The sequence below is a fragment of the Flavobacterium kingsejongi genome (genome assembly GCF_003076475.1).
GTDB classification, from domain to species: domain Bacteria; phylum Bacteroidota; class Bacteroidia; order Flavobacteriales; family Flavobacteriaceae; genus Flavobacterium; species Flavobacterium kingsejongi.
The window spans coordinates 2,702,133-2,716,461 of the sequence record NZ_CP020919.1 but is presented as its reverse complement, the minus strand read 5'-3'; the positions used below and the strand labels follow the sequence as shown (position 1 = coordinate 2,716,461).

At 36.9% G+C, this 14,329-nt stretch carries 18 protein-coding genes and 2 pseudogenes; 10 read left to right on the top strand and 10 right to left on the bottom strand.

Translation table 11 applies throughout. The annotated features are described in order from the left end of the window. The first annotated feature begins 95 nt into the window (after positions 1–95). Together FK004_RS12010 and FK004_RS12005 are read left to right on the top strand one after the other, a co-directional pair. Positions 96–278: a CsbD family protein gene (locus tag FK004_RS12010; RefSeq protein WP_108737468.1), complete on the top strand. Its 183-nt coding sequence runs from the start codon at positions 96–98 to the stop codon at positions 276–278. Between the two features lie 30 nt (positions 279–308). Next, positions 309–776, top strand: a complete 468-nt coding sequence (locus tag FK004_RS12005) for a sll1863 family stress response protein (protein ID WP_108737467.1) — start codon at positions 309–311, stop codon at positions 774–776. An 81-nt stretch (positions 777–857) separates the two neighbouring features. Here FK004_RS12005 and FK004_RS12000 read toward each other — a convergent pair whose 3' ends face one another. The 7 genes from FK004_RS12000 to FK004_RS11970 all read right to left on the bottom strand — a co-directional run bounded on the left by FK004_RS12000 (position 858) and on the right by FK004_RS11970 (position 5,423). After that, a complete protein-coding gene (locus FK004_RS12000) occupies positions 858–1,610 on the bottom strand; it encodes a LytR/AlgR family response regulator transcription factor (protein WP_108737466.1) in 753 nt (250 codons plus the stop codon). Positions 1,611–1,694: 84 nt separating this feature from the next. Continuing rightward, entirely contained in the window at positions 1,695–2,009 is a 315-nt protein-coding gene (locus tag FK004_RS11995) for a 2TM domain-containing protein (RefSeq protein WP_108737465.1), read from the bottom strand. Positions 2,010–2,022: 13 nt separating this feature from the next. Beyond that, the gene (locus FK004_RS11990) at positions 2,023–2,340 is read right to left on the bottom strand and encodes a 2TM domain-containing protein (protein WP_108737464.1); all 318 of its coding nucleotides are present in this window, start codon (positions 2,338–2,340) and stop codon (positions 2,023–2,025) included. Between the two features lie 63 nt (positions 2,341–2,403). Beyond that, a complete protein-coding gene (locus FK004_RS11985; protein ID WP_108737463.1) occupies positions 2,404–3,750 on the bottom strand; it encodes a 2TM domain-containing protein in 1,347 nt (448 codons plus the stop codon). Positions 3,751–3,790: 40 nt separating this feature from the next. Then, positions 3,791–4,417 carry a hypothetical protein gene (locus FK004_RS11980; protein ID WP_108737462.1) on the bottom strand — a complete coding sequence of 209 codons (627 nt, stop codon included), beginning with the start codon at positions 4,415–4,417 and terminating at the stop codon, positions 3,791–3,793. Between the two features lie 178 nt (positions 4,418–4,595). After that, a complete protein-coding gene (locus tag FK004_RS11975; RefSeq protein WP_108737461.1) occupies positions 4,596–4,772 on the bottom strand; it encodes a histone H1 in 177 nt (58 codons plus the stop codon). A gap of 345 nt (positions 4,773–5,117) precedes the next feature. Further along, positions 5,118–5,423, bottom strand: a complete 306-nt coding sequence (locus tag FK004_RS11970) for a hypothetical protein (RefSeq protein WP_157956091.1) — start codon at positions 5,421–5,423, stop codon at positions 5,118–5,120. A gap of 266 nt (positions 5,424–5,689) precedes the next feature. On the opposite strand from FK004_RS11970, the gene FK004_RS11965 reads away from it, so the two are divergent. From FK004_RS11965 to FK004_RS11955, 5 genes and pseudogenes are all read left to right on the top strand, one after another. Then, complete coding sequence (locus FK004_RS11965) at positions 5,690–6,106, top strand: helix-turn-helix domain-containing protein (protein ID WP_108737459.1); 417 nt, start codon at positions 5,690–5,692, stop codon at positions 6,104–6,106. Between the two features lie 268 nt (positions 6,107–6,374). After that, positions 6,375–7,548, top strand: a pseudogene (locus FK004_RS11960) (IS3 family transposase). 101 nt (positions 7,549–7,649) lie between these two features. After that, positions 7,650–7,871: a transposase gene (locus FK004_RS19650; protein WP_337833474.1), complete on the top strand. Its 222-nt coding sequence runs from the start codon at positions 7,650–7,652 to the stop codon at positions 7,869–7,871. Continuing rightward, a pseudogene (locus tag FK004_RS19755) lies at positions 7,868–7,933 on the top strand (hypothetical protein); the annotation flags it as partial. The gene FK004_RS19650 and the pseudogene FK004_RS19755, both read left to right, overlap by 4 nt. Further along, positions 7,921–8,745, top strand: a complete 825-nt coding sequence (locus tag FK004_RS11955; RefSeq protein WP_262497647.1) for an IS3 family transposase — start codon at positions 7,921–7,923, stop codon at positions 8,743–8,745. The pseudogene FK004_RS19755 and the gene FK004_RS11955, both read left to right, overlap by 13 nt. A gap of 202 nt (positions 8,746–8,947) precedes the next feature. Here the strand turns inward: FK004_RS11955 and FK004_RS11950 are convergent, their stop codons facing one another. Beyond that, positions 8,948–9,214: a hypothetical protein gene (locus FK004_RS11950; protein WP_108737458.1), complete on the bottom strand. Its 267-nt coding sequence runs from the start codon at positions 9,212–9,214 to the stop codon at positions 8,948–8,950. A gap of 178 nt (positions 9,215–9,392) precedes the next feature. Between FK004_RS11950 and FK004_RS11945 the strand changes: the two genes are divergently transcribed. Then, positions 9,393–10,121 carry a hypothetical protein gene (locus tag FK004_RS11945; protein WP_108737457.1) on the top strand — a complete coding sequence of 243 codons (729 nt, stop codon included), beginning with the start codon at positions 9,393–9,395 and terminating at the stop codon, positions 10,119–10,121. 125 nt (positions 10,122–10,246) lie between these two features. After that, positions 10,247–10,465: a hypothetical protein gene (locus FK004_RS11940; RefSeq protein ID WP_108737456.1), complete on the top strand. Its 219-nt coding sequence runs from the start codon at positions 10,247–10,249 to the stop codon at positions 10,463–10,465. Between the two features lie 92 nt (positions 10,466–10,557). Here the strand turns inward: FK004_RS11940 and FK004_RS11935 are convergent. Together FK004_RS11935 and FK004_RS11930 are read right to left on the bottom strand one after the other, a co-directional pair. Next, positions 10,558–11,732 (bottom strand): IS3 family transposase gene (locus FK004_RS11935; RefSeq protein ID WP_420358875.1). Its coding sequence is split into 2 segments (ribosomal slippage): positions 10,558–11,465 and positions 11,465–11,732, totalling 1,176 coding nucleotides; the frame shifts between segments, so codons are not numbered across the junction. 585 nt (positions 11,733–12,317) lie between these two features. Then, on the bottom strand, positions 12,318–12,854 hold the full coding sequence (locus FK004_RS11930; protein WP_108737455.1) for a dihydrofolate reductase family protein: 537 nt from the start codon (positions 12,852–12,854) through the stop codon (positions 12,318–12,320). 666 nt (positions 12,855–13,520) lie between these two features. Here FK004_RS11930 and FK004_RS11925 point away from each other — a divergent pair. Then, entirely contained in the window at positions 13,521–14,315 is a 795-nt protein-coding gene (locus tag FK004_RS11925) for a C1 family peptidase (RefSeq protein WP_108737454.1), read from the top strand. Positions 14,316–14,329: the final 14 nt, after the last annotated feature.

Sequence of the window (14,329 nt, the reverse complement as noted above, 5' to 3'; positions counted from 1 at the left end):
CCTGCAACAAAAACAGGAAATTGTGTAACAGCCGCATGCTTTAATTTCGTCAACTTTGTATATATAAATTATATTAATCTTTAAAACTATATATTATGCCGAATTCAAAAGAAATTAAAGGAAACTGGAACGAGTTTAAAGGAAAACTAAAGCAGAAATTTGCTGACCTTACCGATGACGATTTGTTATACGAAGAAGGTAAAGAAGACGAAATGTGGGGAAAACTCCAACAAAAATTGGGTAAAACAGAAAAAGAAATCAAATCTTTATTTGACTAATCCATTCTAATTAAATACTGTTCACAGGTTATGAAAAAATCACTATACAGTTGCGCTGCACTGGCACTATTATCCGTAACCATGCTTACGTCATGTACCGATAAATCAAAAGTAGAAAAAGCAGAAGACAATCTGGAACAAAAGAAAGTTGATGTAATGGAAGCGGAACAAGAAGTTGCCGAGGCCAAAACAGATACTGTTTCAGCCAACTATGACGCTTATAAGAAAGAAAGCTTAATCACAATCCAGAAAAACGATGAGAAAATCGCCGCCCTAAAAGCGAAGATTGCTGCTCAGAACGGAAAGATGAAAGCCGAATATCAGAAAAGCGTAGACAAGCTGGAACTAAAAAATAATGAAATGAAAACCAAGCTAAATGCCTTTAAAGAAGATACCAAGAAAGATTGGAAATCCTTTAAGGAGGAATTCAATCGTGATATGGATAATTTTGGCAAATCGCTGGAAGACTTTAGTAAAGATAACAACTCTAAGGAGTAGTAATCCCACTAAACAAATCCGACTTTCATTTTGATGGAAACTGTTTCATAAGCTTTTATAGCTTTTGAAACAGTTTTTTTTTTAGCCTATCCATTCCCGGAAACTGCTCACGCGTTCCCGGCTCACAATTACTTCATCCCCTTTATAGGTTTGCAGCTGCACCTTCAGCCTCGAATTGCTGTACACCACAATTTCTTTAATGGCCTGTAGCGGAATGATAAACTTCCGGCTCACCCTGTAAAATTTTTTAGGATCCAGTTCGTTTTCCAGCTGTTCCAGCGTCTGTTCGATCAGGTAATCCCGGTTATCGGTGGTGTGGATGTATGTACCTTTATTTTCGCTGTAAAAACATTCTATTTCTTCAACCGGAATCACTTTCAGGTGCTGCCCTACTTTGATGGTAAAACGTTTTTTATAGTCATTTTGTGCAGGAACACCCAGCATTTTACGAAAGTAATTAAAATCAAATGCAGCATCCGGTTTGGGCTGCCGCTCCCGGAACTTCTGTACTGCCTGTTCCAGGTCGTCGTCGTCGATGGGTTTCAGGAGGTAATCGATGCTGTTGAGCTTAAAGGCTTTTAACGCATATTCATCATAAGCCGTCGTAAAGATAATAGCGCTTTTAATCGGTATTGCATCAAATATTTCAAACGATAGCCCGTCCGATAACTGGATGTCCAGGAAAATCAAATCGGGATGCGGATTACTCCGGAACCAGGCAATGGATTCTTCTACCGAATGCAGCATGCCCAATATCGTAAGCCCGTGTTTTTCTATTTTCCGCTGCAGCAGCCGTGCCGAGGGTTTCTCGTCTTCAATAATAATTGTTGTCATATCTTTTTATTATAAGGCCTGTTGCATTGCAACAGGAAAATTAGAACGTCTGTTGCATTGCAACAGACCTAATTTGTTTTTGCATTACGCTCCATTTTCTTTGCTATGCAGGTGTTTGTCTTTTGCCATCAATTCCTGAATCTTCCGCTCTTCCCATCCTTTGGACAGGAAAGGGTTGTAATCAAACACCCGCATCGCATAAAAGATCATCCCACAGCCCCAGCCAATAGCCGAATACTGGAACCAGAGTTCCCCTGGAGTCGTGAGCAGGTTGATGGTAATGAGCACCAACATCACAAGGCAATATACGGTAAGGGTAATATAAAACTGGCGTATGGATCGGGCTTTTTTCCGGGCTCTTTCATAAGGGCTACCCGATACTGCTTCTTTCTTTTTCATAATATGCTTTGTTTTAACTCCACTTTTGCTGTTCTTCCTTTTTCATCAGTTCGCGAATCTTGCGTTCTTCCCAGTCGCTACCCAAAAATAGATTTGGCCCAAATACATTGAAAGCGTGAAAAAAGAGTCCGATCCCCCAGAAAAAAGCAGTGGAAAATGTATTAAAAGTAAAAAAGGATTCGCCGGTTTCCAGTCTGAAATATTCCAGTGTCACCAAAAACAGATTGACGAGGATATAAATCAACAGATGCCTGTAAAAGCCTGCAATCTTCTTTACCCGTCTTCGGGCCCGTTCCAACCGTTGGTTTTCAAAAGTGTTCTTAATTTCCATTTGATATGCTATTTTGTGTTGTTTGTCTTTTAATTACGGAATTTCCCGTACTTACCGCTTTACTTAGTCCCACTTTTGCTGTTCCTCTTTTTTCATCAGTTCCCTGATTTTCTTTTCCTCCCAGTCCTTACCCAAAAACCGCAGCGAATGGCCAAAGACACTCAAGCCGTGAATCAGCAGGCCAAAGCCCCAGCCCAATGCCGGGAATAAAAACCAAAAGTACTCGGGACTCGTCTGTAGGTTAAGGAGGAAGAGCCCGGTAATAATAACGATATAACTCACCAGGTTTCCATAGAATCCTTTAATGTCCTCCACCTTTTTCAGGGCTTTTTCATAACTGTCTTCGAGATCAATAGCATCCGGTTCCATAATCGATAGTTGTTTGGTTAATAATGGTAAATACACCGTGAAGTACTGCGCATCCTGCTCAATCTTTACCTTACGGCTGGTAATGATGCCATAGCGGTTTACGATATTCTGCAATCCTACGCCTTTGCGGTCCTGCAGCACTTCCTTCTTTTGGTAATCATTACGGACGACGAGGTAATTATCCTGTTCAAAAATCCGGATGTGCAGTGGCCTGCTGGAAGTAGCCGTATTGTGCTTGACCGTATTTTCCAACAGCAACTGCAGCGATAACGGAACCACTTTGGCCTCCGGATTGCTCAGCTTTTCCGGGAGTTCATAAAACACACTTTCTTCAAAGCGCATTTTGAGCAGGTTCATATATGTTTTAGCAAAATTCAGTTCCTCCTTCACCTCCACCAGCTCCTTATCCTTTTGTTCCAGCACATAGCGGTAGATTTTGGAAAGCGAAGTCGTGAATTTCTGTGCCATATCCGGGTTTTCTTCAATCAGGGAAGTGAGTACGTTCAGGCTGTTAAAGAGGAAATGCGGATCGATCTGGTTCTTTAGGCTTTCAAACTGTGCCGAAGCCGTCGTAGCTATGATCTTCTGCTCCTTTACCTTATTCTCCTGCAGCTTTTTATAAAAGTAAAAAGCATGTACAAAAAGGGTGATGATCAGGAAGACAACAATCGATCCTGCGTAGGCTGAAGGGGTTTCATTTTTCAGGAATTCGGCTGCATCCTTTTGTTTCAGGAGTACTTCTTCAATAAAATGCACCGTAAACAGGATCACTATCGTAGCCACAGCCGAGCATAAAAAACCAATAATAATCCGTTTGGCCTGGAACCGGTTTTGGGCAAAGATCCTATCGAGCAGGATAAATATCAGGAAATTCGCGTAATAAATAGTCGTTGTGTAAACCACTGTCCGTAGGAATTCCTCGGCCAGTCTCCCGTTCCAGTAGACGTGACTCCCCAAAGCATAGCTAAAAAGCAACATCCCTAGGAAAACCAATACCCCACAAATCACTGCTCTTATAAATTCCCGTACATATACACTCATGACACTTCTTTAATTGGGTTACTGTTGCTTTGCCAACTCCTTATTTCTTCCGGCAGTCTTTTGCCGCTTCCTGTGCGCGTTCCAATCCCCAACTCGGGGCAAAAGGCATTTCCGGTTTAAAAGTACCAAAAAGCACAATAGATTGTTCGATCCTTGCACAGATTGCACTAACATCCCCGCCAAAATATTTGGCCCCACCCAATTCAAATTCCGCTTTCCCAAAGACAACCCGCGGATTGTTGGGCGCTAACTGTTCTGCTTTTACATACAATTGCATGACCGCATTGGACAAACGCATACCGTTAGTCATCGGGTCCGCCACTATCCAGGCCGTATGAATCATAGCCTGCATTACCAGCAATTCTGCATTATTCTCCGACATTCCCATAGCCGTATCCTGGGCTTCCTGGGCTTTGGCCAATAGTGCCGCAATCTTTTCCTTGTCTTTCGTTTTAAAAGCTTCGGTCGTGTTGACCAGTGCAATATAATAATACGGCAGCCAGTTTGTTTTTTCGGCAGCACCAATACGCTCAAATACAGCCGAAGCTTCGGTCGCGTTATTGCCCTTCCACAACTCAAATGCTTTTGTCATTCCTTTTTCGTAAGGCGTCTGAGCGGTAACAATAGTGCAGATAAACACAGAAAGTAGTAGGAATAATTTAGCCATGATCTTATTTTTTTAAGGTTGTTTCATTTTGATACTCCAAAACTACTATGCTACTGCCTACTTTACAATTTTATCTGACTGAATTGTCATATTAGGGCGATGAACTGTTGGAACCAAAAAAAAATCACCCCGAAAGGTGATTTTTAATAGTCCAACCTGGCAGGCCAGGCGTACTTAATTATTTTTTTGATTCTTCAACAGATAATTTTCTGAAATCTTTGAATAATTTGCTCAATTCCAAAGCAGATTTACGTGCTCTTGTTCCAGCAGCTTTATTTCCTTTTTCGATATTCAATTCCACTTCCTGGTTGAATGTTTCAATTTCTGCTTTGATCTTACCTAATAACTCTTGCATTTTTTTTGTGTTTAAATTTCGGCAAATATAAAGTATTTCGTTAAAAATTAAAATTCAAAACACCATAAATATGACCAAATCCCCTTATTTCATTGTACTTTTCCCCTTTTTACCCCCTTTATAATCGCTGTAGTCCTGTTGGACGGTAAACGATTTTGAGATACTTTTTTCTATCATTCAGCATATTTAAGAAACGCTGCCTATTATGCATGGCATTTCGCAATTATTCTAATAAATTCTATAATAATGACTTAGCAGGTTCCAAAACCGCAAAAATAATCCTTCCATCTTCCTCCAACCTCCGCTCCAGCCGCCCCCAGCGTCCCAATCCCCTATTTTTGCGTATTATCCTGTCACATCCAGGCTGCCCAGCTCTTCCTGCACCCGGTCTGCAAATTCTGCCGTGTTGGAATCCAGCAGCTGCAGAACAATATCCAACACATCGCAGACATAAATCTCGGGATTGTCCATATACTCCGGCCGGCTTTTCGCATCGCTGTCTAAGGCGAGCAGGGCGACTTTAATCAGGCTCGAAATCTTGAGTTGGTACTCCAGGTGCCCTTCTGTTTCAAACTGGCCGATAACATGCCCTGGTGTTGTGGGCATCTTATGGTCCTGTGTAAGGTAGGTCCCGATGAGCTTCCGTACCACCTGTTCTTTTTTGTGTGCTTTACTTTCCATATGATTGAGGTTTTAAATGATTGTACCGCCTTTCCCGCCAAGCGGGATAAAATCGTATAGTAGTAGATATTTTTTTCTTCCGGGGGATGGAAGCTATTACAAAAAATGTACTTTTGTAATACCCCTGCAAGTAAAGCACAATTACCGGTGGTACGCTACTAATCTTTTAGTATCCTACTAATTTCAATTGTATTTTACCATCGTTATTTTTGAAACCAAATCAATATCTTTGAATTATGAGTACAGCAAAAGAAAAAAATCACATTGGCCGCAAGATTAGCCGCGTTCGTGAACTAAGAGGTATGAAGCAGGAGGCACTGGCCATTGCATTAGGCATCAGCCAACAATCTGTTTCCATTATTGAAAACAGTGAAATGATTGACGAAGATAAACTTAAAGAGATTGCAAAAGTATTAGGGGTAACACCAGACGCTATCATCCATTTTTCGGATGAAGCCGCAATCAATAATTTCAACAACTTTTACGATAACAGTTCCAGTCAAGGAAATAGTTTTAATCAAGGTATGTATACCACGTTTAATCCTTTAGACAAACTCGTAGAAGTATTTGAAGAAAACAAAAGCCTTTACGAACGCCTCTTAGCCGCCGAAAAAGAAAAAAATAGCTACCTCGAAAAGATGTTGGGTAAATAAAACTCTATAGTTTATCATATATACAAAAAGCTCCCTTTACAAAATTGTAAAGGGAGCTTTTTTTTGTTCTAATTTTAATTTATCTATTTGAAATTAGAAATGATATACAAATATCTTAAATAAATAATTATTGTTCTTCCTCAATCATAGTAAGAATATTTCTTATAGACAAGAGAGTAGTTAGTTTGAGTCCACAACTTAAACCTACAATGTGGACATGCTAACTTAGCCTGCATTGAAAGTTAAGAAATAATCTTAATTTTAATCTATGAAACAAGTCCGCAAAATTTACGACAAGGCTTTTAAGGAAAAAGCCGTTGAATTGAGTTATGATAGAACAAATGTATCAGAACTTGCCAGGGAGTTAGGAATAACAGCCCCCAGCTTTATAAATGGCGTAAAGAACTCCAGGAATTTGGAGAAGGAAGTTTTCCTGGAAAAGGAAATTTAAAACTAACTCCCGAGCAAGAAAAAATCCATGAACTGGAGAAAAAACTCAAAGATGCAGAGTTAGAACGTGACATATTAAAAAAAGCAATCGGCATTTTTTCCAAGAACGGTCGATGATTTATAGTTTCATTAAAAACAATGAACAGCTATTCCCGATTGAAAAAATGTGCAGAGTTCTACAAGTAAGCAATGGAAGTTATTACCGATGGAAAAAACAAATAAATACTGCAAGACAGCAACTAAAAAGCGCCATAAAAAAACAGATAGCATTGATTTATTTTCAAACCAAGCAACGATACGGGAGTCCTAGAATAACATTAGAACTTCGAAGCATTGGTTATAAAATTTCAAGAGTTACAGTTGCAAAGTATATGAAAGAACTTGGCTTGCGAAGTAAATTAAGCAAGAAGTTTAAAGTAACAACCAACTCTAGTCACAATTATTTAGTTGTCGAAAATGTATTAAACAGAGAGTTTACTGTAAAAATGCCATCAAAGGTTTGGGTTTCAGATATTACATACATCCAAACTAAAGAGGGATTTGTATACCTGACCACTATTATGGATTTATACGACAGAAAAATTATAGGCTGGAGTTTGAGCAACGCAATGAGCACTGAGCAAACGACACTTGGAGCTTGGAAAATGGCAATTAAAAACCGAGATCTTAAAAATGGTTTGATTTTTCATTCCGACAGAGGTGTCCAATATGCCAGTAAAAAGTTTGTAAATGTTCTTGATTCCTATAAAAAAATAACTCGCAGTATGAGCCGTAAAGGAAATTGCTGGGATAATGCTGTAGCCGAAAGTTTCTTCAAATCTTTGAAAACGGAATTGATTTATGGCAACAAACTCATTTCTAAAGAACAAATGAAACTGGAAATCTTTGAATACATTGAAATTTGGTACAACAGAAAAAGAAGGCATTCTGCTTTAAATTATGCAACTATTGAAGAATTCAACAATCAAATTAATTACAAAAATGTAGCTTAACTTACTGTGCAATTTTTGTTTGCATATCCACAAGTCCGCAAAATTTACGACAAGGCTTTTAAGGAAAAAGCCGTTGAATTGAGTTATGATAGAACAAATGTATCAGAACTTGCCAGGGAGTTAGGAATAACAGCCCCCAGCTTTATAAATGGCGTAAAGAACTCCAGGAATTTGGAGAAGGAAGTTTTCCTGGAAAAGGAAATTTAAAACTAACTCCCGAGCAAGAAAAAATCCATGAACTGGAGAAAAAACTCAAAGATGCAGAGTTAGAACGTGACATATTAAAAAAAGCAATCGGCATTTTTTCCAAGAACGGTCGATGATTTATAGTTTCATTAAAAACAATGAACAGCTATTCCCGATTGAAAAAATGTGCAGAGTTCTACAAGTAAGCAATGGAAGTTATTACCGATGGAAAAAACAAATAAATACTGCAAGACAGCAACTAAAAGCGCCATAAAAAAACAGATAGCATTGATTTATTTTCAAACCAAGCAACGATACGGGAGTCCTAGAATAACATTAGAACTTCGAAGCATTGGTTATAAAATTTCAAGAGTTACAGTTGCAAAGTATATGAAAGAACTTGGCTTGCGAAGTAAATTAAGCAAGAAGTTTAAAGTAACAACCAACTCTAGTCACAATTATTTAGTTGTCGAAAATGTATTAAACAGAGAGTTTACTGTAAAAATGCCATCAAAGGTTTGGGTTTCAGATATTACATACATCCAAACTAAAGAGGGATTTGTATACCTGACCACTATTATGGATTTATACGACAGAAAAATTATAGGCTGGAGTTTGAGCAACGCAATGAGCACTGAGCAAACGACACTTGGAGCTTGGAAAATGGCAATTAAAAACCGAGATCTTAAAAATGGTTTGATTTTTCATTCCGACAGAGGTGTCCAATATGCCAGTAAAAAGTTTGTAAATGTTCTTGATTCCTATAAAAAAATAACTCGCAGTATGAGCCGTAAAGGAAATTGCTGGGATAATGCTGTAGCCGAAAGTTTCTTCAAATCTTTGAAAACGGAATTGATTTATGGCAACAAACTCATTTCTAAAGAACAAATGAAACTGGAAATCTTTGAATACATTGAAATTTGGTACAACAGAAAAAGAAGGCATTCTGCTTTAAATTATGCAACTATTGAAGAATTCAACAATCAAATTAATTACAAAAATGTAGCTTAACTTACTGTGCAATTTTTGTTTGCATATCCAATGGTACCATTTCCAAAATCATTTTTATAAATATGTGTTATTTGTAAAGTATTAATAGTATACTCTATTTGATTCTCTGACCTAAATGTAATAAACTTCATGTTTTTAGTTTTTAGTTAAATATTGTAATAATTTAGTGAAATTGGTTGATTACGTTTTGGTTGTTTCATTGTTACCAATTGTCTCTAATATATTTAATTATATTCTCCTTCATCACTTCTCTGGAAGGAAGTTCACGGATTAAATCTTCGAATTTATGCAGATCTCGAACTGTCGAAGTTGATGATAAATTAGAATTTGCAAAGTATAAAACTTCATATCCTTCATTTCGATCTAATCTATCCCTATCAATTTTTCCTATATATGGACCATCACCGCTATCGCGTTTCCATACATACTGATTTTCGTACTTTAAATCACTCTTTTTAAAACTTGTCATAATTTTTATTTTAAGTTAATTAAGCAATGATAATAATTGACCTTTACTTTTCCTTACGGCTTTCCGTATTGTCACAAAAAAAATATTGATGGAAAACTACTAATAACATTATCGAGAATAAAACTATTCTCTTTTTTGCATCTATTTTTATATATACATTTACTTTAAAAACAGTTTTATGCTTATAGATTGGAATAAAGCACTAACATTCGCATTTTCAACTTTTGCAATTGTAATTTCAATTATTACTATATTGATGACGAAGCACAACTTAAAAAAGCAGTTAAGGTTAGGAAAGTTAGAAGAGATATTAGAAATCTTAGATTACTTGAAAGGTTATTATAGAGCACTATTTGATGTCTTTACGGACATACCAAAAATTATTCGAGGTATAAAAGTTGACGATCCGTTCCCTCCAGATATTGAACAACTAAAAAAATATCGTGATCTTTTTATTAAAACAGTTGATAGAGACGTACTAATCAACAAAATTTTAAGGCTTAAAATTTTGTCCAATGCCTATTTAAATAATTCAAATAAAATCGGTGGGGTAAAAGTCAAAATACATACTGTTGCAGATTTATATTATAAAATGTATCTTTTTATTCTTTCACCGAATCCTATAATGAATGATATTTCAAGTGTTCCGCAACCAGGTGGTATGCAAAAATTCATCGAACATTTGGAAAGCGAAATCATAACAGAAATGAATCTTGGCTATCAAACAATTAATGAAGAAAACAAAAAAAAATATTTAAAAGAGCAGTTTAGAAAAGATCTTAAGGATGAATTTACGATGTCACTTAATAATTTTAATAGCCCAGCTATCCTTATATACTTTCGCGAGCATCCTGCTCGTGACCCGTACACTACTTCCAATAGTAACATCCCAAATTCATATTATTAATTAAATCAGTATGTGGACTATAATGTTATTTATCACCTTTACTAAGATTCAAAATAATAGAATTAGAACTTCATTGCCAATGCTTTAATTAACTATATTAGTTAATCTAATCAAAAAACAAACTAATGGGAAACGATGAAAAAACTATAAATCAAAAAATTAATGATCTTAAAAGCTATACAGGATCAGGATATATTGGGGATTTTCCTGGTGAACAATACTTTACACAAATAGCAATAAATGTCATAAAAGATACTCATGGCATGAGTAATAGTCCAACAATTAGTGATGGAAGCATCAAAAATCTGTATTTTTTATGGAAAGATGAAGTTCTTAAAATCTAATTCATATTGATATGAAGCTAAACAGTAGTGATTACGATTTTATAAATATAGAAAATATAGCTTGGATATGCAAACAAAAATTGCACAGTAAGTTAAGCTACATTTTTGTAATTAATTTGATTGTTGAATTCTTCAATAGTTGCATAATTTAAAGCAGAATGCCTTCTTTTTCTGTTGTACCAAATTTCAATGTATTCAAAGATTTCCAGTTTCATTTGTTCTTTAGAAATGAGTTTGTTGCCATAAATCAATTCCGTTTTCAAAGATTTGAAGAAACTTTCGGCTACAGCATTATCCCAGCAATTTCCTTTACGGCTCATACTGCGAGTTATTTTTTTATAGGAATCAAGAACATTTACAAACTTTTTACTGGCATATTGGACACCTCTGTCGGAATGAAAAATCAAACCATTTTTAAGATCTCGGTTTTTAATTGCCATTTTCCAAGCTCCAAGTGTCGTTTGCTCAGTGCTCATTGCGTTGCTCAAACTCCAGCCTATAATTTTTCTGTCGTATAAATCCATAATAGTGGTCAGGTATACAAATCCCTCTTTAGTTTGGATGTATGTAATATCTGAAACCCAAACCTTTGATGGCATTTTTACAGTAAACTCTCTGTTTAATACATTTTCGACAACTAAATAATTGTGACTAGAGTTGGTTGTTACTTTAAACTTCTTGCTTAATTTACTTCGCAAGCCAAGTTCTTTCATATACTTTGCAACTGTAACTCTTGAAATTTTATAACCAATGCTTCGAAGTTCTAATGTTATTCTAGGACTCCCGTATCGTTGCTTGGTTTGAAAATAAATCAATGCTATCTGTTTTTTTATGGCGCTTTTTAGTTGCTGTCTTGCAGTATTTATTTGTTTTTTCCATCGGTAATAACTTCCATTGCTTACTTGTAGAACTCTGCACATTTTTTCAATCGGGAATAGCTGTTCATTGTTTTTAATGAAACTATAAATCATCGACCGTTCTTGGAAAAAATGCCGATTGCTTTTTTTAATATGTCACGTTCTAACTCTGCATCTTTGAGTTTTTTCTCCAGTTCATGGATTTTTTCTTGCTCGGGAGTTAGTTTTAAATTTCCTTTTCCAGGAAAACTTCCTTCTCCAAATTCCTGGAGTTCTTTACGCCATTTATAAAGCTGGGGGGCTGTTATTCCTAACTCCCTGGCAAGTTCTGATACATTTGTTCTATCATAACTCAATTCAACGGCTTTTTCCTTAAAAGCCTTGTCGTAAATTTTGCGGACTTGTTTCATAGATTAAAATTAAGATTATTTCTTAACTTTCAATGCAGGCTAAGTTAGCATGTCCACCTTTGAAGTTGCAGAAATGCAGTAGAGTACAAAGGGAAAAACTCCTGACTGCCATCAGAAGTTTTTCAAGTATTAACATAATTCCCTTATTAAATGGAGTATGCTTTATTTTTAGCTATGCTGTATCTTATTTTAGAACGCAAGCGTTAGTTTATTTTATAACCATCCTACGGGATGGTTTTTTTATTCATTCTTTTCAATGTGTACAATGTCTACATGTTGTAAACCGTTTACAAATATAGGATAGTAAATACTATAATAATGTTGATAAGTGTGAAATATTTTGTTTTAAAACAAAATAAAAAAATTATAATAACTGTTATATTTCAAGACATTAAGATATACTTAGTGAACTATGCAAGAAGAATTAAGCGTATTAACTTATCAACAAATCGAATACCCCCCCCCGCTGTCGCGAGCATCCTGCCCTTGACCTCGTAAACCACTTCCAATAACAACATCATTGCATTGTCGCCACGAGCAGGATGCTCGCGGGAGCCGGGTATTGTGTTACTAAACTATACTGCACTATTTTTTACTAATCTCATATTCCGTTGTCATCACGCCATTGGTATAGGATTGGGTATGGACAACATTCCAGTCCGAACCTTTAATAGGCGTTGGGAATAGCGGAATCCCACTGCCTAATAGTGTCGGGATGGTCGTAATAATCATCGAATCAATCAGGTCATGGTTTAAAAGCAGTGCTACTAATTCGCCTCCGCCTACTAACCAAATGGCCTTTCCCTCCTGTTCTTTTAATTGGGTGATGGCTTGAATGGGATTGTCATTTAAAATCCGGATCTGTTGTGTGCTACTTCCGCCCTGCTGACGGCTTACGATATAGGAGGTTTTATCCTCATAAGGCCAGGGAATAGCCATAGCGACAATGGTACGATGGGTTTTACCGCCCATGATAATGGTGTCGATCGTATCATAAAATTCCTGGTAACCATAATCCGAAACTTCGGGATTGGGAAATGTTGTTAACCAATCCAAATCGCCATCAGGACGGGCGATATAACCATCCAGAGAGATGGCAATGTATAATTTAATTTTCCGCATTTGTCATACTATTTCAAAGCAGCAAGATATAAAAACCGGAGAACATTTGCCAATTGCCATCAAACGTCCTTGGATTGTCGCCACGAGCAGGATGCTCGCGGAAGCACCAAAAAATAATATGCCGTATAAAGGAAAACCGTAAAGATTACTACTGTAAGTGTTTTACTATTGTTACTTAATCTAAAACAGTAATTATGGCAAAAACAAACCCGTTTCACAGCGTGAAACAAAGTGTCCATCACAACAACACCAGTTGTACGGAAGGAAACAACATCGAGAGCGCTAATCGACAGTCTGGTACAGGGGGTAAACCTCTTTGCAGCCATTGTAGTAGGCTTTAAAAATGTTGAAGAGCCGTCTAAAAGTAATTTTAGACGGTTTTTTTATGCTTAATGATTTTCAGATATAAAATTAGATCAGCGCTGTCGTGAGCATTCTGCTCGTGACGCGCAAACTACTTCCAATAGCACCATATTTATTATCAATTTTCACAACTTTACACCAATTACCCAAATAATTGCTATGAATTTTAAAAATTGAATAGGAATTTATCATAATTATTAATTAAATCACTATAATTGTGCCCTATTAGCCATCATAAAAAATAGCTAAGCCTAAATGTACCTACAAATTCATCATATATAAATCACTTAAAACTAAATAGTTATGCCAGCAGGAGGTCGCATTACCGATAGAATTTTAAATTGTGTCCCCTCTTTTGATAAAGAGAACGACTGGACACTCGATAAGGCTATTGCCGAAGGATTAGTAAACATGAATTTTCCACACACTTTTGATCTGCGTGAAGATTGGTGGGAAATTGGCGACCAACTCGATACCTCAGCCTGCGTAGGTTGGGCTTCAACACATGGATTGCTGCGTTGGCACCTGGTAAAACAAAACAAAATCGCCAAAGAAGACCAACTTTCATCATGGCTTACCTGGATGGCAGCTAAGGAAACCGATGATGACGCAGCCACCACTTCTGCCGATATCCATACGGGTGTCTGCCTAAAAGCGGCTTTGGATGTATTGCGAAAATATGGTGCGGTACATCTCAAAGACTTTCCGCTGGACACGGAAGAATTTAATGTAAAATTCAAAACACCGGAATTTTCTGATTTGGCATCGCAGATGAAAATTAAAGGCTATTACCGGGTGATTAACAATGACGACTGCAATGTGGATTACCTGCGTATGTGGATTTCAAGCCAGGGCCCTGTTATTGCCATGGTGGACACCGATAACCAATGGAGGTCATGGCCTGCAGAAAACAGGTTTGACGTCTATGATAAAGAAACCGTAAGAGGTGCTCATGCTATTGCCATTGTAGGGTATACCAACGACCATTTTATTATTCGGAACAGTTGGGGAACCCAATTTTGCGATAATGGCTATGTCTATTGTTCCAATGAATATGTGACACAGGCATTCTGTGAGGCATACGGCATTTTGATTTAAGCTGTTCCTGCCTC

Bases quoted from the DNA above. Each gene is read 5' to 3' on its own strand.
- FK004_RS11945 (WP_108737457.1), top strand. From the start codon at position 9,393: ATGCTTATAGATTGGAATAAAGCACTAACATTCGCATTTTCAACTTTT.
- FK004_RS11990 (WP_108737464.1), bottom strand. From the start codon at position 2,340: ATGGAAATTAAGAACACTTTTGAAAACCAACGGTTGGAACGGGCCCGA.
- FK004_RS12010 (WP_108737468.1), top strand. From the start codon at position 96: ATGCCGAATTCAAAAGAAATTAAAGGAAACTGGAACGAGTTTAAAGGA.
- FK004_RS11940 (WP_108737456.1), top strand. From the start codon at position 10,247: ATGGGAAACGATGAAAAAACTATAAATCAAAAAATTAATGATCTTAAA.
- FK004_RS11995 (WP_108737465.1), bottom strand. From the start codon at position 2,009: ATGAAAAAGAAAGAAGCAGTATCGGGTAGCCCTTATGAAAGAGCCCGG.
- FK004_RS11950 (WP_108737458.1), bottom strand. From the start codon at position 9,214: ATGACAAGTTTTAAAAAGAGTGATTTAAAGTACGAAAATCAGTATGTA.
- FK004_RS11980 (WP_108737462.1), bottom strand. From the start codon at position 4,417: ATGGCTAAATTATTCCTACTACTTTCTGTGTTTATCTGCACTATTGTT.
- FK004_RS12005 (WP_108737467.1), top strand. From the start codon at position 309: ATGAAAAAATCACTATACAGTTGCGCTGCACTGGCACTATTATCCGTA.
- FK004_RS11975 (WP_108737461.1), bottom strand. From the start codon at position 4,772: ATGCAAGAGTTATTAGGTAAGATCAAAGCAGAAATTGAAACATTCAAC.
- FK004_RS11985 (WP_108737463.1), bottom strand. From the start codon at position 3,750: ATGAGTGTATATGTACGGGAATTTATAAGAGCAGTGATTTGTGGGGTA.
- FK004_RS11965 (WP_108737459.1), top strand. From the start codon at position 5,690: ATGAGTACAGCAAAAGAAAAAAATCACATTGGCCGCAAGATTAGCCGC.
- FK004_RS11925 (WP_108737454.1), top strand. From the start codon at position 13,521: ATGCCAGCAGGAGGTCGCATTACCGATAGAATTTTAAATTGTGTCCCC.
- FK004_RS11930 (WP_108737455.1), bottom strand. From the start codon at position 12,854: ATGCGGAAAATTAAATTATACATTGCCATCTCTCTGGATGGTTATATC.
- FK004_RS12000 (WP_108737466.1), bottom strand. From the start codon at position 1,610: ATGACAACAATTATTATTGAAGACGAGAAACCCTCGGCACGGCTGCTG.